The organism is Paractinoplanes hotanensis (genome assembly GCF_023717965.1).
Taxonomy (GTDB): domain Bacteria; phylum Actinomycetota; class Actinomycetes; order Mycobacteriales; family Micromonosporaceae; genus Actinoplanes; species Actinoplanes polyasparticus.
In genome coordinates this window covers 1-20,668 of record NZ_JAMQOL010000072.1, presented here as the reverse complement: position 1 = coordinate 20,668, position 20,668 = coordinate 1, and the positions used below count along the sequence as shown (strand labels likewise).

The following is a 20,668-nucleotide window of genomic DNA, read 5'->3' as shown; positions in this document are numbered from 1 at the left end:
CCATGCTCATGGTCCGATCTCGCTCAAGCGGAGCTTTTCTCCACTTGGCAATTCGTACAGAGCGGCGACGGGCGCTGGAAGGGTGCAATTTCCTGGGTGCAATGCACCTACGCGGTGCGATGAAACGGCAGGGACCACGGCGTACGATCCGAAATAGCACTCCGTTTATGCCAGAAAGAGAGGGCGGTGTGATCCACCACCCGGCAGCCGGCGCCCAGCGGCGGCTCCGCGCTGACGCTCAGCGCAACAGGGACGCCATTGTCGACGCCGCCCGGGCGCTCTTCACCGAGCGCGGCGCAACCGTCTCCCTCGACGACATCACCCGAGCAGCGGGCGTTGGCCCGGCCACGTTCTATCGCAACTTCCCTACCCGGGAAGATCTCCTACGCGAGGTCTTGGCGGGATGGGAGGACCAGGTGCGCGCCGCCGGCGCGAAAACCGCGGCCGCGCGCCGCGATCCAGCGGAGAGCCTGCGCGTGTGGTTGTCGGCCATGACCGCCCACACAGCCGTCTACCATGGCGTCTCCGCCGCTCTGCTCACCGCGTTGAATGACGAGGCTTCGCCGCTGCACAGCGCCTGCCTGGCCCTCACTGACGCCAGCGACGCTGTTCTGACCAAGGCCGCCCACGCCGGGGTCCTCGCCGACGGCGTACACCCCGCATTGCTTGCACGCCTCACCTCCGCGGTACACGCCACCGCGGAAGCCTCCCACCTGAACGACGCCGAGAAAGAGGAAATGCTCGACGTCATCCACCGCGGCCTGCTGCGTCCGGGCAGGCCGCCCAACGAGAAAGAAGCACTGCCATGAAGCAGACCCCGATTCTGAGTGACGCCAGCGAGCGTGCTCTGGCCGTCCGGGCCCTCTACGAGACGATTGAGAAGCGCGTCAACGGCAAGACCTGGTCCCTGCACGAGCTGATGATCGGTTTCTCGAACGACGTCGGGCACATCGGTCGGCTGCTCCTGGCCCACGACGGCACCTGGCCCATCGACGGCGACGTCACCGCCGAGCTCGAGCACAAGCTGGCTGAGTCGCTCTGGTGGACGTTTGTGCTGGCAGACAAACTCGACGTCGACATCGACCACGCCTTCGTGCACACCATGTCCACGATCGAGAAGAATCTTGAGGCGGCCATCGGCCACGACGCCTGACGCCTCAGGCGTTGCTGTGTCTGGCGACATCCAGGGTCGCCAGCAGAGCCATCGCATCGGCGCTGGGAGAACCTGGCTCGGCCGTGACGACAGTGAGCTGCTGACCAGGGGCGCTGCGCACGTCGAAGGCTTGGTAGATCAGGTCCATCGGGCCGACATCGGGGTGCCGGATCGCCAAGCGCGTCAGGGCCAGGCCGGATACGTTCTGCTCGTCCCACATCTGGCGAAAGTCGGCGCTGTCGTGGTGCAGCCGCTCCACGAGTTCCGGCACTTCAGGGTGCGGCGGAACGAAACCCGCCGAATGCCGTAAGGCGTCGACCGAGGTACGGGCGACGAGGTCCCAGTTCACGTAGTAATCGCGCGCGACGTCGCTGAGGAAAATCGTGGCGAGGATCCCGCGCGGCTGCCGGATCGGGGCTATCAGCGCGGCTGCTGCCGGGTTGGTGGCCAGCACCCGCAGCGCCGGATTGGTCACGTAGGCCGCGGCATGCGGGAAGCCGTCGATCATGTGCAGTAGCTCGGGACTGACCTCCTCGACCGTGCCCGGTGCGGTCGGCGACAGCTTCGCGAGCCGGAAGGCGTGGTCCCGGGCATCCGGGCCCAGCCGGAACGCGGTACACAACGCGTCGACCACCTGCGCCGACGGCGTACGCTCTCGGCCCTGCTCCAGGCGGGTGTAGTAATCAGCGCTGACCCCGGCCAGGACGGCGACCTCCTCGCGTCGCAGCCCGGAAACCCGGCGGTCGCCACCGGTGCTCAGACCCACCTCCCGCGGCGAGACCCGGGCGCGCTGGGCCCGCAGGAAATCGCCCAGTCCATTGCTCGGCTTCGCGTTCACCACTGGACGCTACCCCGGACGCAATGGTCTGGGTGGGTGCCGCGCACCCCGGTAGACGTGTCCTTCTCCCGGCGCGGGGCGGGGCCGAGACTGGCATCTATGTCACTCACCGCGTATCGCACCCTCGGTACCTCCGGCCTGCGCGTCAGCCCGCTCGCGCTGGGCGCCATGACCTTCGACGACGGCAGCTGGGGATCGGCTCCCGAGGAATCGTTCGAAATTCTCGACCGCTACCTCGACGCCGGTGGCAACTTCATCGACACCGCGAACCAGTACAACGGCGGCAAGTCCGAGGAAACCCTCGGCCGGTACTTCGACAAGCACCCCGGCCGCCGCGACCGGATCGTGCTCGCCACCAAGTTCGGCGGCACGCTGTACCCGGCCGACCCCAACGGCGGTGGCGCCGGCCGCAAGGCTATCCACACCCAGCTCGACGAGTCGCTGCGCCGGCTCAACACCGACTACATCGACCTGTACTGGATGCACCAATGGGACCGGCACACCCCCATCGAAGAGACCTTGACGACCCTCAACGACCTGGTCCGGACCGGAAAGATCCGCGCCGTGGGCGTGTCCAACACCCCCGCCTGGTGGGTGGGACAGGCGGTCGGCATCGCCCGGACACGTGGCTGGGAGAACATCGCCGCGCTGCAGATCGAGTACTCCCTGCTGACCCGTACGCCGGAAGGTGAGCAGTTCGGCGCCGCGCGCGCCTTCGGGCTCGGCGTCACCCCCTGGAGCCCGCTGGCCTCCGGTGTGCTGTCCGGCAAATACTCCCGCACGGTTCGCGCAGTGCCCGGTTCCTCCCGATCCGGATACGCCGCCCCGCAACTCACCGAGTCGACCTTTGTCCTGCTCGACGATCTGGCGGAACTCGCCGCCGATCATGAGACGTCCGTCGCCGCTGTCGCGCTGGCCTGGGTGCGCCAGCGCCCGGAAATCACGTCGACTCTCATCGGCGCACGCACGATCGCCCAGCTGGACGACAATCTCGCCTCGGTAGAAGTCACCTTGGCGCAGGACCAGATCGATCGGCTGAGCGCGCTGACCGAGCCGCAGCTCGAATACCCGATGAATGTGATTCGCAGCTTCGGCCTCGGATTCCAGCAGGGCGACACCACCATCAACGGCGTCAGCTCGGCGGCGTTCGCCCGCGCCTGACCGCGCGCCTGCGGCCGAGCCGGTGGCGGCGCAGCCTCGGTCGAGTACGACGTGACGATGTCGTCGCACCTGACGTCCGCATGAGATGCGCCTGGGTCTGGCGCCCCTAGGCAAACCTGCCCTGCCACTTCCGGGAGGTTCCGAGCAAGATCGAGGCAAGACGAAGAGCCGCTGAAAGACTGCCTGACAGGCACGGAGGAAGCTGTGACCAACACCGAAGACGACTATTTCGTGGCCGCCGACGACCCGCAGATCGCCATGATCGGTCCTACGACTTATCTGTCCCTATCCGGCGAGGGCGCACCCGGTAGCGATGACTTCTACGCGAAGAAAGAGGCTCTGACGCTGGCCTCCGAGGGCCTCGGCCTGGCCGGCCCCATCGAGATCATCTACTGGTTCAATCCTGAGCACGGTGACGTCGGCATCGCCGACTTCTATTGGACGGTGCCGCTGGAGCATTTGCGCTGGCGCATTCTTGTCCGTGTCCCTGACGGCACAGAGCTGCCACCGTCGTCCTCCGCGATTGCCGGTCTGGAGATGGCCCGGCAGCACGGGCTGGCCCTCTTCACGATGGCGGAGGGCAAGGTCGTACAGGTCATGCATCACGGCCCGTTCGCCGACGAGGACAAGACCTTGGCACGGCTGGGCACATTTGCTGACAGCCACGAACTACACCGTAATGGACCTCACCACGAGATCCATCTCGACGCGTTCGGCCGCGGCACGCCGCAGACCAATCTGAAGACGATTCTGCGTGACCCCGTAGTCAGCGCCTGATCACGCGGTATTGAATCCCGGACACCTGGCCCGCGCGCCTGACAGGGAGTGCTGCACCCTGGCAGGCGCGGGTCGGCGTGCCTACGCTCGCGCCATGGCACACGAAAGCCCACTCGGGCAGTTCCTGCGCGCCCGCCGGGCCCAGGTGGACCCGGCCGAAACCGGCCTGGCCGCCGGCGGAGACCGCCGGGTGCCGGGCTTACGGCGCGAAGAGGTGGCGGTCCTGGCCGGCGTCAGCGCCGACTACTACGCCCGGCTTGAACAGGGTCGCGAGCGTCATCCCTCGGCACAGATCCTCGACGCGATTGCGCGGGCCTTCAAATTCAACGCGGACTCCCGCAGTCACCTCTATCGGCTCGCGGGGCTGAATCCGGGCCTCAGACCGACTGCCGCCGGCGACCTGGTTCACCCGGCGCTGCTGAACCTGATGGACGGATTTCCTCGGACAGCCGCGTACATTGTCGGTCCGGCCTTCGACGTGCTGGCCACGAATCCGCTCGGTACGGCTCTGCTGGCCCCGTTCGGCACACGACCCCGCATGGTCCGGGTGGTCTTCACCAACCCGCTGGCCCGGACCTTCTTCGACGACTGGACCGCGCTGGCCGACACGCTGGTGCAGGCGCTACGTCTCAACGCCGGCCTGTTCCCCGCCGACCCCGACATCCTCGCCGTACTGGAAGATCTCGCGGACTGCCCGGATTTCACGCAACGCTGGGACCGGCAGGGCGTCGGCGCGCTACCGCGTACCGACAAGACCTTTCATCATCCCGAGGCCGGTCGCATCGACCTGACCTATCAGAGCTTCGATGTGCGCGAGGCCCCCGGCCAGCAACTGCACGTGGGGACGGCCCAGCCCGGCAGCCGCAGCGAGCAGGCCCTGACCTATCTCGGCGCGGTCCACGCCTGACCGATACTCACGAGACCAGGAGGCGGCACGCGTCCGGGTGACCCTGCCGCACCAGGCGCCTCAGCCCCCACTCCACAAGACGACGAAGGTCGTCGTTCGGTCGCTCGAGCCAGCGGGCCGCAGTCCGGACGGCCAACTGCGGGTCCTGACGAGCGAGATCGGCCAGATGATCGGCGACAGGACGGCGCACGTACTCGGTCGGGTCATGATGCAACAGGTCAAGAATCGGCACCGTCACCGACGGGCTGAGCAGGATCGCGGGTACGCGTCGCGCCCACGGCAGATGCGGCCGGGTGCCGGCCACCGCGAGCCGGCGCAGATCCTCATCCGGCGATCCGGCCCAGTCCCGGGCGATCCGCAGGGCCCGGGTCAGATCGTGGGCCAGCATCGGGCGCAGAGCGAACTCTGAGGTGAACCGCCCGGTAATCTCACTGAGCAGCGCCATCGCGTCGTCGAACGCCGCCGGCGTACCGTCATCACATGCCCGCGCGGCGACAGCCATGGTCACCGGCAGCAGCATCCACCCCCGGAACAGCGCAGCGGAGCGATGCGTCGCACGGACCAGAGCGGCCAGGTCGGCGTACCTCCAGGGGAGGTCGACCAACAACGCCCGTCTCAGCGCGTCGCTGCGGCTGCGCAAGGTTCCAGTTCCTGCTTCCGGGATTGTCGCAGCAAGGGCACGTAGCGGCAGTCCCGGAGCGGCGGTGGTGAACGCACGACGGAGCTCCCGGACGGTGTGGGCACCGATGAGGTCGTCCGTGTACGCCATCACAAACTAGTTGATCTGGTTGTTCCACATGCGCAGAACCGCGCACTTACCGACCTCGTCCAGGGTGACGACCCACAGATTGTCGAAATTGCCCAGCTCCCGGTAGGCGCCGACGCCCTTGACCACGAACGTGTCCCCATTGACAGCGAGCAGCTTCCAGTCGAAGCTCCAGCCGCCTTCCTGCCATGCCGCCCGCGACTGCCAGCCCCGGATGATCTCGCCGAGGCCGATCCACGCGGTCTCGTACGGCCATTCGTAGGACTCGGCGTCGTCGGCGAAGACAGCGGCGATGTCCGCCGGGTCGGTGGTCTTCCAGGCCTTGAGGTATCCGCCGATCCAGTCCGCGACCTGCTTCTCGGAGATTTTCATGGGCTGAGCCTGGTGTTGCGCCAGCCGGTCCGGAAGGCCGCGTCTTCCCAGGTATGCCGCACCCCGGAAGCCGGGGCCTTCTTCCGGCCCTCCCGGGTGCGCACACTCGTCCGTGCCGACAAGGACAACCGCGAAGGGGGACGGGCATCGTGAAAGCCCAGGCAGCATCAGCGCGACGGGTCATGGCTACGGTGCCGACCACCGAGGAGCATCGGGCCACACCCCTCGAACTGTTCTTCGACGTCGTGTACGTCTTCGCCTTTACTCAGGTCACCCACCTGATGACAGCAGAAGCCAACCCGATCGGCATCTTGCAGGGTCTTGCCGTCTTCGGCGTGCTGTGGTGGTCGTGGGCGTCCTACGCGTGGCTGACCAATCAGGTGCACGCCGGGCGCGGCATCGGCCGGCTCGGCACCCTGGCCGCAATCGTGCTGGTCTTCGCGCTGGCCCTCGCGATCCCGGAGGCGTTCCACGATCACAGCAGCCGGGTGACCTTCGCTGGAGGATTTATCGCGGTCTCCGTCGTCTATACCGCCGTCACTCTCGCCGCGGCAGGCACGGACACCAGGCTACGGCGACAGGTTTTGTGGACCATGGGCACCACGATCGTTCCGGTGTCCACAGCGCTGCTGGCCGGAGCTCTTCTCGGTGGCACGGCGCAGCTCGTGTTGTGGCTCGCCGCGGTGGTGATCGAGGGAATCACCGTCCGCGTTACTTCTCGCGGGGGCGCCTGGCGGTTGCCGTCCGCCACCCACTTCAGCGAGCGCCACCAGTTGGTCGTCATCCTGGCCTTGGGTGAGTCGATCATCTCGATCGGATCCGGCGCGAGCACTCACCATCTCGACGCCGAAATCCTCACCGCCGCGATGTTCGCCGTGGGGTTGGCCGTAGCGCTGTGGTGGAACTACTTCCCGCACCTGGCGGATGCGGCGCAACACGCGATAGCCAGCCGGGCAGGGGAGGGCCGGGCGTCGTTGGCGACCATCGGCACCTATCTACACGCCGGGATCGTCAGCGCCGTCCTGCTCGTCGCCGTCGGACTGGCGACGGCGATGCACCAGGCTGAGACCGCCCGCGCGCTCGGCGGCTTCGGCGCCATCACTCTGAGCGGCGGCCTCGCCGTCTATCTGATAACCATCGCCCTGTACGAGCGGAGTATGACCGGCCAGGCCACGCGGGCTCGATGGCTTGCGGCGCTGCTGGCCGCAATATCGATCCCCGCCCTTGCCTCAATGCCGACCTTGCCTGGACTGCTCCTGGCCATCGTCATCGCCCTCATCCCCGCTGTTCCCCGTCCGACCCTCCGGCGCACGCCTCGATAAGCGAGACAAGACGTTGACCAACAGCACCATGTCCTTCACCACAAGAGTTACTGAAGAACGCTCGGTAGAGCCACACCGACCCATCACGGTGTCCTCCGCAGCGCGATGTTGCCGTCGCCGGGACCGCAGCAGCTCACCGCACCAGATCTCATTCAAGCCGAGCGCGGCTACAGCCCGTGTGGTCGGCCAGCCCAGACAACATCGCTGCTCCCGTATTGGAATATATGAGTGTCGCGCGGCCAACGGCGGGCGACTCGGCGAGGCCACCCCAGGCGATGTAGCAGTGCGGGCGTACGCCGGTGGCGTCGCGGCGGGCGGGCACGATCGCGGCGATGGCGTTCGCCGCCGCCAGGGCCTCGGTGCGCAGGATGCGGTTGCCGTCGACGTCGATGCCGCGGACGACCAGAGTGTCGCTGAAGGCGGAGGGGTCGATCACGTCGATCTCCAGGAACAGGATGTCGTTGGCGCCGGGGACCGGGTTGCCGCCCGCGTTGTTGGCGTTTCCTTGAACTGGTATTCGGCGGCGTCGCCGGTCTGGTGGCGGTGGGCGACGAGGTCGAGGGCGCCGTTGAGTTCGAGGGATTCGGTGATGAATCGGCGGGTGATCTCGTCGAACTCGATGCTGACCACGCGCGGCTCGGTGGTGCGGCTGACGCGGGAGATTAGTGAGACGGCGATGAACAGGCCTGAGATGGCGATGCCGCCCGGCTTCTCCCGGGTACTGGATCATCGCCGTGGTACTGACCGGCCGGGACAATGGCGCCGCTGCCGGCGCCAGCGCAGTACACCGCTTCAGCTGCACCGTCATCGCCTCCACCCTCGCTTCGTCCGCTCAGCACTCCACGCCGACCTGCTTCGGGCTTTAGTCACGGCACCGCTGATCGGACCGGCGCCGCTATGACCCGCCGTTGCTCGGTCAGAAGCAGTAATGGCCGCAACGCGCGGCCGGTGGTTCGCGGCGCGGACGGTGTCGTCCCAAATAGGGCGAATCGGCCGCCACGGACGATCCTTTCTGCAAGCATCGGCTAAGGGTGCTGCCCTCGGGCAGCCGGTCGGCGCCACCGCCTGGTGAATTTCGCTGGAGAGCAGCATTGAGAAGGCTCCGGAGGACGTTCAGCACCCGACTGATCAGCGGTTTCGCATTGACCGTCGGCTTGACCGTGCTCATGGGCGTGGCGGGCGTGTCCGCGCTGGCAGCGGTGGCGAGCAGCAAGGACGAGGTGATCGCCTCGGCTACCCGCCGGCTGGGCGCCAGCCAGCAGCTGAGCACGTTGACCGAGCAGCGGATCGGCGACTACCGCGCCTATCCGCTCAATCCGACCGCCGACAACCTGGCGGCGATCGCGGAGGATCGTCGGCAGTTCGGCGGCCGGGTCACGCAGCTGCGCACGCTGCTCGACGAGGCGGCCGAACTCGAGTTGCTCGATCGGGTGTCCGAGGCCGAGTCGGCGTACGCCGCAGCGCTCGACCGACGGTGCAGCGGCGGCCAGCGATCACGAGTTTGCAGGACATCTCCCAGCTCAGGGCCGATCAGGTCGGCCCGACGCGGCGCGCCCTGCAAGAGGCCATCGCCGCGCTCGTCGCCCAGGTTCAGGATGACGTGCAGCAGGAAGGTCGAGCCTCGACCCGGACCGCGACCGGTGCGATCGTCGTGGTCTGCGTGCTGGGCACGCTGTCGGTCATCTCCGCCGTGGCGATCGCGATGCGGCTCAGCCGGCAACTTCGCCGGGAGGTCGGCTCCGCGGTCGGGAACATCCGGAGCTCGTCGGCGGAATTGGAGTCGGCGGCTGATCTGCAGGTATCCGGCGGGCGTGACCAGGTCAGCGCGATGAACGAGATCACCACGACGCGACCCGGGAGATAGAGCTGTCGACCAAGCAGCAGAGCACAACGGTCGAGCAGGTCAGCGTGGCCGCCTCGGGCACGGCCCGGGTCGCCCGCGAAACCGGGGCCAGTGCCGTGCAGACCAAGCAGACCGCCGCGCATCTCTCGTCGTTGTCGACTGGCCTGCAGGGACTTGTCGGGACCGGTAGGCGCTGACGGCGACAGACGGGCATGCGCAAGGACGGCGCCGAACGGCCGGCCTGATTCGGCCGCCACGATGCCGGTTCATGAGCTATGTCGTCCGCACGTACTTTCAACCGGCACCTTCTGCCCGCCGAGCCGGATCGTGCCGATCATGCGGGCGTGTCGCACCTCTCCGTGAGGAGCCCAGGTGCGCCACAGCCCGAGCACCTCAGTCCACGTCGATCAGCGCCGACGGCAACACCGAACCTGGGGGAGATGCTGGGCGGTGAAGATCGCGAGTATGAGTTCGCGAGCCGGTCGGCGCTGGCGCCGACGAAGACGACACTGGACAAGCGTGAGCAGCAGACCGTCCGCTGCGGTTCTACAGCAGCCTGCTGACCAAGGTTTCTGGCCTGTGCCGCCATCTGGCCGCCGCCTGAACCAGTGCTCGGTCACCCGTTTCCTGTCGTGGGCCAGCGCAGATAGAGCACGGCGGTGTCGTCGCTGTGGCGCCCGGCATCGGCACGCTGAATGTCGGCGAGCAGAGCGTCGATGTACTCGTCGGGGTCTGCGATGGTGGCTCGGCGGGTGGCGATCTCGATGAAGCGTTCTTCGCCGAGGCGGGTGCCGTCGTCGGCGAAGCTTTCGATGACACCGTCGGTGAACAGCAGCAGTCCCGCTCCGGCGGGCACGGTGATCCGCGATTCGCGCCACCGGCCGTGTCCGGGTGCCATTCCGAGCCCGAGCCCGTAGGTGATCGGCGCGGGGTAGGCGCCGTCCGGGCTGATGATCAGTGGTGCGGGATGCCCGGCGCTGAGCAGGATGACCTCGTTGCGGCCGGGGATGATGCCGACGGTGCAGACTGTGGCGAACATGCCGTCGTGCGGTCGTTCGGCGACCAGTACCTGTTCGAGCAGTCGCATCCGGTCGGCTTTGCGTAGTCCGGCCAGGGTCAGGGTGCGCCAGCCGTATCGCAGTCCGACGCCCAGGGCGGCTTCGTCGGGTCCGTTGCCGCAGACGTCGCCGATCAGGGCGTGCACGGTGCCGTCGGCGGTCTGGACGACGTCGTAGAAGTCACCGCCGAGCAGTGAGCGTTGCTGGCCGGGCAGGTAGCGGCTGACTACGGTCACCGTGGTGTCGGTCAGCAGCGGTTTGGGGAGCAGGCCGCGCTGCAGGCGGGTGTTCTCGTGAGCTTGCAGCCGGCTGTCGCGCAGCCGGCGTTCAGCGGTCTGAACGCGTTTGCGTTGCACCGCGTAGCGGACGGTGCGGGCCAGGATCGCCTCATCGACCTGATTCTTGACCAGGTAGTCCTGGGCGCCGGCGGCGACCGCCGCCGAGCCGGTCGCGGCGTCGTTGAGGCCGGTGAGCACCAGCACGGCGGCGCGCGGCCACCGTTGCAGCACGTGGCGCAGGGCATCGAGTCCCTGGCCATCCGGTAGGTGCAGATCGAGCAGGATGCACTCCGGCTCGCCGCCGAACTCGTCGGCCTGCCGCAGAGTGTCGACGTGGTGCAGGCGGGCGTCGAGGTCGCTGTCAGCGAGGTACTCGCGTACCAGGACGGCGTCGCCGAGGTCGTCCTCGATGAGCAGGATGACGATGCCGGCAACCGATGCGTCAGCCTCGGACCCGCCGAGTGACACGCCGTCGTGGTCCGGCAGCGACGTGACGGCAGTGCGCCCGTCAGCGGTCACGGCATCTACCTCTTCGTCGCCCTCTGCAGGCCGGTGTGCGGTATGGCACACCTACCGGCTTAACGTTTCCCGAGCAGTGCGTCTGCCGGTCGAGCCATTATGGCGCAGCCGGATCGTTGAACTAGGGATGCCCACGTGCGGGTTGGCGACGGACCCGTGGGGCACTGGTTGTAGCGTTTCACCCTATCTGGCCTGCAAGGAGATCTTGTGCCCGGGACTGCGCGCACGTTCCTGGCGGAAGCCGCTCTCCTCTCCAGCCCGAGCTGGTCGCCGAGCGACCGGAGTGCCGAGAATGCAGCGTCTGTGGCACCCGTTCGAGGCTTAGCCGGAGCGCGACGACGCCGTCCCGGACGTCGGAGCGATGGCGCTGCCGCGGTGCCGCCGTCGGCTCGACGTGTAGGCCGGTCCGGCTCGGGTAGCGAACTGCTCGTATTGTTCATCAGCGTGCACGGTGACGCCCGGACTGCTTCGCAGCTGTGTAAGGGACTGCAGGACATGACATGACGTACACGATCATCGGTGAGGCGCCGGCAGTACTGGTGCCGCCCGCGAGACGGTCATGACGTGCGAGCAGGAACGCGGTGATGGTACGGCGCACACGGCGCTGATCGTCGACTCGGGCGAAGAGTTGCTCCCCGTGCTCGTACCCGAGCTGCGCCGCTCAGCCGGTCGCTACGACGAAATCCTGCTCGTCGTCGGCAAGGAGACCCGCACGCTGCTGGCCGAGCACATCGGCGAACTCGACGGCGCACTGCGCTGGGGTGACCCATCAGCGTTCTACCAGCGGCTCGGATTCGCCTACGAGAGCTTCCGCCGCTACCTGGCCGAGCAGCACGCCGCCGGTCGCCGGGTGCACGTGGTCGCCGAGCCCGACCTCACGAGCGGCGTGGACGCCGGCATGCGCGCTGACCGCGCCGCCGCCTACCTGGCCTACGAGGCGTTCTGCAACGAGACCTACGCCCCGTACGGCGCGGCGGTCACCTGTATCTGGAACCAGCGCCATCATCCGGCGAACGTCCTCGACGGGGTCCGCGCCACCCACCGATACCTGCTCACCGCGGCTGGCCGTGTCCCGTCCCCGCCCTACCTTGGCCCCGAGCGCTACCTGGCCGAGCGGCATGACCTGCCGCTGCAGCCCCCGCCGGCCGACATCGACCATGAGGTGGTCCTGGCCGAGGTGGCCGAGCTGAGCCGGCTACGCGCGGTGCTGCACTCGTGGACCGGCGAACACCACTTCACGGGCGAACCCGCCGACGATGTTGTCGTAGCCGTCGTCGAGGTCGCCGCCAACGGCCTGCGCCACGGCGCCGCACCAGTGCACGTGCGGGCCTGGCACCACAAGGCCACCTTCATCGTCCAGTGTGACGACACCGCAGGCCGTCCGATTCCGGCCACGGCCGGCTACCGTCGCCCCCAGTTGGCGCACGCGGCGCCGGGCGGGCGCGGGCTGTGGCTGGCCCGGCAACTCGCCGACGTTGTGATCATCGATTCGGCGCGAGGCCGCACTTCGGTCCGACTGCATTTCCCGTACGAGGTCATGCACCGCAGCCCTGCGTAGGGCGAAGTTCTTCCGCCAGCTGGGCGTCGACTTTCCGTGCCGACGGCCGCAACGGAACTCCAGAATGACCTCGTGCGAGCCACGGCGTTCTCGTGTTGCGGTTCGGCAGCGGCGTGCTGGTCACCGATATCATCGATCAGGGTGCCGCTTCATCGAGGCCCGCTGGGCGCAGGGCGAGCAGTTCGGCACCGACCGGCTCATCGAATTCGCCCTCAAAGCCGCCGCGGTCCCAGCTGGTGACCAGTCATGCTTGGGACGTAAGGACCAGTCCTCGGCGGACGATCGCAACAGCCGAGGACGGGATTGCGTTATGGACGACTGCCGTCGTCGTCCATGAGTAGCCGCAGTTTGGCGAGCGCCTTCGTGAGCAGGCGGGAGACGTGCATTTGAGAGATGCCGACCTGCTGTGCGATTTCGGTCTGACTGCGGTTGCCGTAGAACCGCAGTGACAGGATCTGCTGGTCCCGCTCGTCAAGGCTCGCCATGGCTGGTCCGAGGGCGATGCGCATCTCGGCCAGTTCGAAGCCGTGGTCCTCGCCGCCCAGGGTGTCGGCGAGTTCCTGGGTGCCGTCCTCACCGACGGGCGTGGACAGGCTTGTGGCGTTGTAGGCGCGGGCTCCTTCGAGCCCTTCCAGGACTTCCTCTTCGCTGACGTCGAGGTGGGTTGCGATATCGGCGACGGTGGGCGAATGACCGAGTGTTTGGGTGAGCGTGTTGTTGGCGGCGGTGATGGCGAGCCGCAGCTCTTGGAGCCGCCGAGGCACGCGGATGGCCCAGGTCCGGTCCCGGAAGTGGCGCCTGAGCTCGCCGAGGATCGTAGGAACCGCGAAGGCGGCGAAGTCCACACCGTGCCCGGCGTCAAACCGGTCGACTGCCTTGATCAGGCCGACCAGGGCAACCTGGACGAGATCGTCGATGGCTTCACCTCGGCCGGCGTAGCGGCGCGCGAGGTGTTGAGCGAGCGGAAGCCAGGCTTCAATGGCGCGTCGGCGAATTTCTGGGCGCGCCTGGTCATCGAGATCAGTAGTGACGAGCGCTTCGATCAGCGCTTCGGCGTTGTCGCGGTCGACGTCCTGGTTGGTACGCCGAGCCGATATGGCCGAAACCTGCACAGGTTCCTCCCTTGTTGCTGCCACCCCGCACCGAGGTCAAGATAGTCCGTCAGGGCGGCTGGTGCCAACCGAAAGTATGATGTGCCGCAGGTGGGTGACTTCGGCTTGGCCTTCCTGAGCCGAGATGGCGGGTTGCGTCCTGCCGGTAGGAAGACCCGGTTTACGTGAATACGATCGCCGAGATTGGCGGCCGTACTCGCTCACCACACCGTCTGAACCCACGCCGCGCACCTTGTTTGCGCTGGCGGACCAGGCAGCAGCCCAACTCGGCGATGCCTGCTGCCGGCCAGAGCTGGCTCAGGTTCGTGGCGTCTATGCCCGTCAGCCGCCCGAGGTCGTGGCGAAGGCGTACAGCTTGGCGAACCCACCGTACGAGCCACATCCGTCCACCGGCGGCGAACCCGATCAGCGACTGGAGTGCCGGGCGCTGGGCAGCGGCCATACCTGTCCTACCGGCAGCCTCCCCGGATCTGCGCGGCAAGACCTACGAAATCAATTGCGCCGCGGCAAGTCGTTAGCTCCAGGACAGGTCAGGCGGACCGGGGTGCTGGGCACATGACCCCGGTCGACATGGCGACAGGGAGCCGCCGCGCGCTTCGGCAGTCGCGCGGGCGGGGTCGGTTCGCCGCCCTTGTCCGAGACGGTTGGGCACCGCGATAAACGTGCGTGACGTGCGGTCGTTCATCGGCCGGGATATCGGTGTCTGTCGGACGAAGCAGGCCGAAGTCGGCCGGCTGCGAGTGATCAACCACTTGCGGCACTATGAGGGACCAGTGGTCAGGAAGGGGAACAGGTAAGCCGTGGAGATCATGCGCTTGGCCTTCAACCATGGCGATCCGGCGGGGCCGCTGCGTCACTCCACCCAGACCGCGTTGGCACCGTGGGTGATTCCCGATGATCTTGACGACGCGATGGTAGTGGTGTCCGAGCTGGTGCAGAACGTCACCCAGCACACTGCAGGCGGCGGTGAACTCGTGGTCACCGTCGAACCCGGCGCAGTCATCATCGAGGTCCGCGACTACAGCCCTGTGTTGCCGAAGGTTCAGCCGCCCGACGCGCAGCGCCTCGGCGGTCGAGGTTTGCTGCTGGTCGCCGGCGTGACTCGTGCCTGGGGTGCAGCGCCCACCGCGCAGGGCAAGGTTGTCTGGGCGCGTCTGGCTACAGCTGACATCCGCAGCGACTCCGTGACCTGATAGCGGGCGGATCAAGCGGTACGGCGTCGCTTCATCCGCCGTGTAGCCGGTCGATCACCGAATCCAGCCTCGGAGGGCTACAGAAGTCCCGCACCGGTGCATAGTCTCGAGGCCGATGATGCGCGACTGCTCAGGGAGATCGCGCGCCGGTGCATCGTCTGTCTCGCACGGGGCATCAGTATGTCCATGACGGGATGGGAAATGCGGCAGGTGCCCGTTATCGACGAGGAGATCGCGCGGTGGACCCTCGATCAGCCTCCCGAGCTGGCCGCCGTGCGGGCGGCGCTGCAGCGCGTCCTGTCCGAGCGCCTGCAGAAATCCACGGTCGATCTCGATGATCTGGCCGAACGCCTGCTGATCGTGGCCACGGAGCTGGCCGGTAACGCCTTGCGTCATGCTCAGCCGCCGACGGTCGTGGCCCTGCTTCGCGCCGACGGTCATCTGATCGTCGACGTGATCGACAACCAGCCTGGCACCGAGCCCGTCGCCGACTCCCACCGGCGCCCCGGCGAGGGCGGCCTCGGGTTGCCGCTGGCCGAACACCTCGCCGAGGATGTGGGCTGGTTCCCGGCCGATGGCCGAAAGCACGTCTGGGCGCAGTTCACCATTCCATCCGCCGGCACCGGCGCGAGTTCAACTTCGTTCCGCTGACAACGGCGGTGAGCGTTCCAGGCTCTACGATGACCGGATGACACAGTCGGCCAGCGGTAGCACACGGCTGGCGCAGCTGCAGGCACTCACCGACGCCACCCTGTCACGCCTCGAGGTGGCGGATCTGCTCGACGAGCTCCTCGAGCGCGTCCGGGACGTACTGGACGCCGACACCGCGGCCATCCTGCTGCTCGACCCGCACGCGCAGGAGCTGGCCGTCACCGCGGCCAAGGGGCTCGAGGAAGAGGTCCGCCGCGGTGTCCGGATCGCTGTCGGTGACGGCTTCGCCGGGCGCATCGCGCAGACCCGCGAGCCACTGGTCCTGACCGAGGTCACGCCGCAGGTTGTGGCCAGTCCGGTGCTGGTGGCCCGGGGCGTCCGTTCGATGCTCGGCGTGCCGATCCTGGCCGCCGGGGATCTCATCGGGGTGCTGCACGTCGGGACCCTGCGCCGACGCGAATTCACCGCGGACGACATCAGCCTGCTGCAGCTGGCCGCCGACCGGGCCAGCGTCGCCGGGCAGATCCGCACCCGCAAAGCCGAGCAGGCCGCCGCGCTGGCCTTGCAACGCAGCCTGCTCCCGGCCCGATTGCCTGCCCCGGCCGGTTTGACGCTCGCCGCCCGCTACGTCCCCGGCCACGAGCTCGGCGTCGGCGGCGACTGGTACGACGTGTTCACCCTGCCGTCGGGCTGGCTCGGCCTGGTCATCGGCGACGTTTCCGGGCACGGACTGGCCTCCGCTGTTGTGATGGGCCGCGTCCGTAGCGCACTGCGCGCCTACGCCTTGATCACCGATGATCCAGCCCAGGCGTTGACCATGCTCGACCGCAAGGTCCAGCACTTCGAGGCCGGCAGCCTCACCACCGCCCTGTACGCCATGATCGCCCCCGACCGGCAAACGATCCGGCTGTCCTCAGCCGGGCACCTGCAACCTGTTCTCGCTGTTCCCGGCCAGCCCACCACGCTGGTCGACATGCCGGTGGACGCGCCGCTGGGCGTCGGCAACCGGCGGAGCAGTCGCCGCACCACCACTATCGACCTGCAGCCCGGCGCGCTGCTGCTCGGCTACACCGACGGCCTTGTCGAACGCCGCACGGAAATCATCGACGTCGGCATCAAAGCCTTGATCGACGTCGTCGAGGCGACGGCGCCGGACACCGTCTGTAACGCCGTCATGGCGCGGCTTGCCCCGGCGCGGCCTGACGATGACGTCGCCGTGCTCGCGGTGCGCCGAGATATCGCCACGGCACCCGCCTGATCGGCACCGGATCGGCCAGCTTCCCGGCGCCGCCTCAGCCCGGCAGATCCTCGAGCCTGGCACCAGCGTCCGGCGTGTCGGCCAACACCTCCAGCAGTCCGGTCATCGTCAGCAGCCGCAGTGTCATCCGGCCCGGATTGGTCACCGTGAACGAGACGCCGAACTCGCCGGCGTTGTGTAGTCCGTTGACCAGTGTGCCCAGGATGGTCGAATCGAGGAACGTGACGCCTGCTAGTGCGTCGTGATCCTGATCGATTTACTTGGTGTTGTTCGCGACGAGTTTCTTGATGTTGAGTTGGGTGAGGCGCACTTTGGCCAGGATCTCGTCGGCGGTCGCGGTCCACTGGAACGGTCGCGGGTCGGTGTTCCAGGATGTGATGTAGGCGCGGATGGTCCGGACGAGGACTTGTACGGAGGCGAAGGTGCCGCGCCGGATGGCTTGGCGGGTGATGATCCCGAACCAGGTTTCGATCTGGTTGAGCCAGCTGGAGCCGGTCGGGGTGAAGTGGAAGTGCACGTTGGGGTTCGCTGCCAGCCAGGCTTTGACGTCCGGTGTGGTGTGAGTGGACAGGTTGTCCAGCACGACGTGGATCTCGCGGCCGGCGTGCGGGGCGACGGCCTTCTTGAGGAAGGCCAAGAACGCTGGCCCATTGCGGCTGGGTACGCAGTCACCGACGACTTCACCGGTGCCGACGTTGAGCGCGGCGAACAGGTTCGTGGTGCCGTGCCGCACGTAGTCGTGGGTGCGCTGCTCGGACCGGTCGAACTCGATCGGTAGTAAAGGCTGGGTGCGGTCCAGGGCCTGGATCTGGGTCTTCTCGTCGAGGCTGAGCACGACCGCGCTGCCGGGCGGGTCCAGATACAGCCCGACGATGTCCGCGACCTTATCGGCGAACGCGGGGTCCTTGCTGAGCTTGAAGGTGCCCTGCTTCTGCGGCTTCAAGCCGTGCTCACGCCACAGATTTGCCACCCAGTGATGCGAGATCGGTGTGCCGGTGGTGCGGGTGACGTAGTCGGCCATCGTCCGGGTCGACCAGTGCGACAACCCTGTCTCCGCCGGTGGTGTCACGCGGGTCAAGGCCAGCACATGCGACCGGACATCCGCGCTCACCTGCTCGCGAGGCCCACCCGGCTTCGTGGCGAACAGGCCCGCCGCACCGTCAGCCGCGTACCGGCCCAGCCACAGATCCACCGTCGGCCGCGATACCCCGGCCAGCACGGCGATGTCCTTCTTCATCCGGCCCTCGGCATGCCACAACACGATCCGCGCCCGCGTCCCGACCGCCGCCGACACCTCCGAACTCGTCGTCAGCGCCCGCAGCTCATCATCCTGGTCAGCCGTCAACTCCACCCAGGCAGCCAACCACACCAACATCACGTAAAGACAACAGCATCACGATGCACTAGGTCGACCCGCACGTCGTTGCCGGCCTGCAGCTGCTCGTAGAACAACGACTGCAGAGTCGGCGCTGCGGCCATGTCGAGCTCACCGTCCAGACAGATGGTGCAGACACGGCCACGGTGGCTCACCGTATGCCGCCAGCCCAGCAGATCATCCATTTACATTTTCTCCGCTCTCGGCACTTGACGCACACAGCATCGCACCGGTGCGGGTGGTCCGCACACACGTGCCACGCTGTTGCGTGCACGGATCGGTGATGTGTTCTGTGTGGCCGTTTGCGGCTGCGGATCTTGCGGTAGAGACGGTGTATGCGACGTCGTAGCCTGGACCACAGCCGTGCGCCGATGCTGGACGCGGTGGCCGCGTATCACCGCCAGGAGCGCTACGGGTTCACGCCTCCCGGTCACCGGCAGGGACGCGGGGCCGATCCCCGGGCCCGCGACATCCTGGGCGCCGACACCTACCGGTCGGATCTGCTCGCGTCCGCCGGCGTGGACGACCGGTCTTCCTCGCATGGTTTCCTGTCGGAAGCCGAGGAGCTGATGGCCGATGCGGTCGGGGCGCAGCAGGCATTCTTCTCCACCGCCGGCAGTTCTCTGTCGGTCAAGGCGGCCATGCTCGCGGTTGCCGGTGGCAAAGGTCAGCTGCTGATCGGCCGGGACGCGCACAAGTCGATAGTGGCCGGACTGATCTTCAGCGGGGTCGAGCCGCGCTGGGTCGACGTGCGCTACGACAAGCAGCTGCATCTGGCCCACCCGCCGTCCCCGCAGCAGCTCGAGCAGGCCTGGGAACGGCACCCGGACGCGGCCGGCGCCCTGATCGTAAGCCCCACCCCGTACGGGACGTGCGCCGACATCGCCGCGCTGGCCGACGTCTGCCACCGGCGGGGCAAACCGTTGATCATCGACGAGGCGTGGGGCGCGCATCTACCGTTCCACGAGGATCTGCCGACCTGGGCGATGAACGCCGGCGCCGACATCTGTGTGGTCAGCGTGCACAAGATGGGCGCCGGCTTCGAGCAGGGATCGGTGCTGTTCTCCCAGGGCGACCTGGTCGACGCCGAGCACCTCTCGGCGTGCGCGGACCTGCTCATGACCACCAGCCCCAACACCCTCGTGTACGCCGGGATCGACGCCTGGCGCCGGCAGATGGTCGAGCACGGCGACCAGCTGCTGTCGGATGCCCTTGCGCTCGCCAAGGACGTCCGTGCCCGCCTCGGCAAGCTGGAAGGGCTGCACGTCCTGCACGACGAGCTGATCAGCCGGGAAGCCAGCCACGACCTCGACCTCCTGCAGGTCCTGTTCGACGTCAGTGCCCTGGGCATCAACGGGTACCAGGCGGCCGACTGGCTGCGCGAGAACTGCCGCCTCGACGTCGGACTCTCCGATCACCGGCGCATCCTGGCCACCCTGTCGATGGCCGACGACAGCGAGACCGCCGACCGGCTCCTGGCCGCCATGCAGCGCCTGGTCACCGCCGCGGCGACCCTGCCGGCCGCGAAGACCGTCGATCTGCCCGACTCGCCCGCCTTCGAAGTCGAGCCTGTCCTGACCCCGCGCGACGCCTTCTTCGGCCCGACCCGCACCGTTGCCAGCGCCGAGGCCATCGGTCAGGTGTGCGCGGAACAGGTCACCCCGTACCCGCCGGGCATTCCCGCGCTGATTCTCGGCGAGCGCATCTCCGCCGAGCTGGTCGACTACCTACGCACCGGACTGGCCGCCGGAATGGTGCTGCCCGACCCGGCCGACCAGCAGCTGAAGACCATCCGCATCGCCGATCTTTGAGCGCACGACAGGCCTCGGACGACTGTGCCTGGCGGCTGAGGACCGTGCGGGCGCCGGACGCGAGATGGAAGCTTGAGCGCTACGACGCTCGTGGGGATGCGGCGGTATCCCGGCCGGTGCCAGCCGGGACCGGAACGGGCAGTGTGATTTTGCGTCGGTGACCTTGCGCCCGGGTGCCCACAGGGCACTCTTGACCAGGCGAATCGGAAAGGTGCCGGGATGAGCACTCTGCAAGCGTTGCGGCAACTGCTGCGTCAGTCCCATCATGCCCGGCCGGAGGACCTGCCGGAGATGGCCATGCGCGCCGCGGACCTGATCGGCGCCGAGGCCATGATCATGTATGTGGTCGACCATCAGCAGCGCGAGCTGCTGCCGCTGCTCGGCGGGTCGGTGCCACACCGCGACCCGATCGCCGTCGACGGCACCCTCGGCGGTCGCGCCTATGCCCTGGTGACCCCTTGCGCCGGTGAGGTCGACGGCCAACCGGTGCGGCTGTGGTTGGCCCTGGTCAACGGCAGCGAACGGATGGGCGTGCTCGAGGTGGTAGCGCCCGCGTCGCTGGAGGACGAGGCCGTCGACGAATGTGTCTCGGTGGCGTCGCTGCTGGCCGAGCTGCTGATCACCCGCAACCTCTACAGCGATGATGAGGCTCCGTGGAAATCCCCAGGTCTGCTCGGTGAAAGTCCCCACCTGGTTGGGTTGAGTTTATCGGTTGG

Annotated in this window: 22 protein-coding genes and 1 pseudogene; 13 read left to right on the top strand and 10 right to left on the bottom strand. The window is 67.7% G+C overall.

The window, feature by feature from the left end:
* Positions 1-188 precede the first annotated feature (188 nt).
* On the top strand, positions 189-809 hold the full coding sequence (locus LXN57_RS42180) for a TetR/AcrR family transcriptional regulator (protein ID WP_251803920.1): 621 nt from the start codon (positions 189-191) through the stop codon (positions 807-809).
* Complete coding sequence (locus LXN57_RS42175) at positions 806-1,153, top strand: nucleoside triphosphate pyrophosphohydrolase family protein (RefSeq protein ID WP_251803919.1); 348 nt, start codon at positions 806-808, stop codon at positions 1,151-1,153. Before LXN57_RS42180 ends, LXN57_RS42175 begins: the two co-directional genes overlap by 4 nt.
* A 4-nt stretch (positions 1,154-1,157) precedes the next feature.
* Here the strand turns inward: LXN57_RS42175 and LXN57_RS42170 are convergent, their stop codons facing one another.
* Complete coding sequence (locus LXN57_RS42170) at positions 1,158-1,991, bottom strand: helix-turn-helix transcriptional regulator (protein WP_251803918.1); 834 nt, start codon at positions 1,989-1,991, stop codon at positions 1,158-1,160.
* A 99-nt stretch (positions 1,992-2,090) separates the two neighbouring features.
* Between LXN57_RS42170 and LXN57_RS42165 the strand changes: the two genes are divergently transcribed.
* From LXN57_RS42165 to LXN57_RS42155, 3 genes are all read left to right on the top strand, one after another.
* Complete coding sequence (locus tag LXN57_RS42165; RefSeq protein WP_251803917.1) at positions 2,091-3,152, top strand: aldo/keto reductase; 1,062 nt, start codon at positions 2,091-2,093, stop codon at positions 3,150-3,152.
* 204 nt (positions 3,153-3,356) lie between these two features.
* The gene (locus tag LXN57_RS42160; protein WP_251803916.1) at positions 3,357-3,929 is read left to right on the top strand and encodes a GyrI-like domain-containing protein; all 573 of its coding nucleotides are present in this window, start codon (positions 3,357-3,359) and stop codon (positions 3,927-3,929) included.
* A gap of 94 nt (positions 3,930-4,023) precedes the next feature.
* Positions 4,024-4,836 carry a helix-turn-helix transcriptional regulator gene (locus LXN57_RS42155; RefSeq protein WP_251803915.1) on the top strand — a complete coding sequence of 271 codons (813 nt, stop codon included), beginning with the start codon at positions 4,024-4,026 and terminating at the stop codon, positions 4,834-4,836.
* Between the two features lie 7 nt (positions 4,837-4,843).
* Here LXN57_RS42155 and LXN57_RS42150 read toward each other — a convergent pair whose 3' ends face one another.
* Together LXN57_RS42150 and LXN57_RS42145 are read right to left on the bottom strand one after the other, a co-directional pair.
* Entirely contained in the window at positions 4,844-5,476 is a 633-nt protein-coding gene (locus tag LXN57_RS42150; protein ID WP_251803914.1) for a hypothetical protein, read from the bottom strand.
* Positions 5,477-5,611: 135 nt separating this feature from the next.
* Positions 5,612-5,974, bottom strand: coding sequence for a nuclear transport factor 2 family protein (locus LXN57_RS42145; RefSeq protein WP_251803913.1), 363 nt, complete (start codon positions 5,972-5,974; stop codon positions 5,612-5,614).
* A gap of 182 nt (positions 5,975-6,156) precedes the next feature.
* On the opposite strand from LXN57_RS42145, the gene LXN57_RS42140 reads away from it, so the two are divergent.
* Entirely contained in the window at positions 6,157-7,296 is a 1,140-nt protein-coding gene (locus LXN57_RS42140) for a low temperature requirement protein A (protein WP_251803912.1), read from the top strand.
* Positions 7,297-7,444: 148 nt separating this feature from the next.
* On the opposite strand, the gene LXN57_RS42135 is transcribed toward LXN57_RS42140, so the two are convergent.
* Both LXN57_RS42135 and LXN57_RS42130 read right to left on the bottom strand, forming a co-directional pair.
* A complete protein-coding gene (locus LXN57_RS42135) occupies positions 7,445-7,732 on the bottom strand; it encodes a hypothetical protein (RefSeq protein ID WP_251803911.1) in 288 nt (95 codons plus the stop codon).
* Entirely contained in the window at positions 7,729-7,926 is a 198-nt protein-coding gene (locus LXN57_RS42130; RefSeq protein WP_251803910.1) for a hypothetical protein, read from the bottom strand. Before LXN57_RS42130 ends, LXN57_RS42135 begins: the two co-directional genes overlap by 4 nt.
* 871 nt (positions 7,927-8,797) lie before the next feature.
* Between LXN57_RS42130 and LXN57_RS42125 the strand changes: the two genes are divergently transcribed.
* On the top strand, positions 8,798-9,160 hold the full coding sequence (locus tag LXN57_RS42125; RefSeq protein ID WP_251803909.1) for a hypothetical protein: 363 nt from the start codon (positions 8,798-8,800) through the stop codon (positions 9,158-9,160).
* Positions 9,161-9,755: 595 nt separating this feature from the next.
* Here the strand turns inward: LXN57_RS42125 and LXN57_RS42120 are convergent.
* Positions 9,756-10,994: a PP2C family protein-serine/threonine phosphatase gene (locus tag LXN57_RS42120; RefSeq protein WP_251803908.1), complete on the bottom strand. Its 1,239-nt coding sequence runs from the start codon at positions 10,992-10,994 to the stop codon at positions 9,756-9,758.
* 559 nt (positions 10,995-11,553) lie between these two features.
* On the opposite strand from LXN57_RS42120, the gene LXN57_RS42115 reads away from it, so the two are divergent.
* A complete protein-coding gene (locus LXN57_RS42115; protein ID WP_251803907.1) occupies positions 11,554-12,552 on the top strand; it encodes an ATP-binding protein in 999 nt (332 codons plus the stop codon).
* 308 nt (positions 12,553-12,860) lie between these two features.
* Here the strand turns inward: LXN57_RS42115 and LXN57_RS42110 are convergent, their stop codons facing one another.
* Positions 12,861-13,598, bottom strand: a complete 738-nt coding sequence (locus tag LXN57_RS42110) for a SigB/SigF/SigG family RNA polymerase sigma factor (protein WP_251803936.1) — start codon at positions 13,596-13,598, stop codon at positions 12,861-12,863.
* An 875-nt stretch (positions 13,599-14,473) separates the two neighbouring features.
* Between LXN57_RS42110 and LXN57_RS42105 the strand changes: the two genes are divergently transcribed.
* The 3 genes from LXN57_RS42105 (at position 14,474) to LXN57_RS42095 (ending at position 16,766) form a co-directional block, all read left to right on the top strand.
* Positions 14,474-14,857, top strand: a complete 384-nt coding sequence (locus tag LXN57_RS42105; protein ID WP_369077303.1) for an ATP-binding protein — start codon at positions 14,474-14,476, stop codon at positions 14,855-14,857.
* A 96-nt stretch (positions 14,858-14,953) separates the two neighbouring features.
* The gene (locus LXN57_RS42100; RefSeq protein WP_251803905.1) at positions 14,954-15,508 is read left to right on the top strand and encodes an ATP-binding protein; all 555 of its coding nucleotides are present in this window, start codon (positions 14,954-14,956) and stop codon (positions 15,506-15,508) included.
* Between the two features lie 37 nt (positions 15,509-15,545).
* A complete protein-coding gene (locus LXN57_RS42095; RefSeq protein WP_251803904.1) occupies positions 15,546-16,766 on the top strand; it encodes a PP2C family protein-serine/threonine phosphatase in 1,221 nt (406 codons plus the stop codon).
* 34 nt (positions 16,767-16,800) lie between these two features.
* On the opposite strand, the gene LXN57_RS48450 is transcribed toward LXN57_RS42095, so the two are convergent.
* The 3 genes from LXN57_RS48450 to LXN57_RS42085 are packed head-to-tail and all read right to left on the bottom strand — an operon-like array spanning position 16,801 to position 18,326.
* Positions 16,801-17,022 carry an STAS domain-containing protein gene (locus LXN57_RS48450; RefSeq protein ID WP_369077302.1) on the bottom strand — a complete coding sequence of 74 codons (222 nt, stop codon included), beginning with the start codon at positions 17,020-17,022 and terminating at the stop codon, positions 16,801-16,803.
* A complete protein-coding gene (locus tag LXN57_RS42090) occupies positions 17,023-18,117 on the bottom strand; it encodes an IS630 family transposase (protein WP_251803903.1) in 1,095 nt (364 codons plus the stop codon).
* A gap of 23 nt (positions 18,118-18,140) precedes the next feature.
* On the bottom strand, positions 18,141-18,326 hold the full coding sequence (locus LXN57_RS42085) for an STAS domain-containing protein (RefSeq protein WP_251803902.1): 186 nt from the start codon (positions 18,324-18,326) through the stop codon (positions 18,141-18,143).
* A 150-nt stretch (positions 18,327-18,476) separates the two neighbouring features.
* Between LXN57_RS42085 and LXN57_RS42080 the strand changes: the two genes are divergently transcribed.
* The gene (locus LXN57_RS42080; protein ID WP_251803901.1) at positions 18,477-19,952 is read left to right on the top strand and encodes an aminotransferase class I/II-fold pyridoxal phosphate-dependent enzyme; all 1,476 of its coding nucleotides are present in this window, start codon (positions 18,477-18,479) and stop codon (positions 19,950-19,952) included.
* A 219-nt stretch (positions 19,953-20,171) separates the two neighbouring features.
* Positions 20,172-20,668 (top strand): annotated as a pseudogene (locus LXN57_RS42075) (hypothetical protein); the annotation flags it as partial.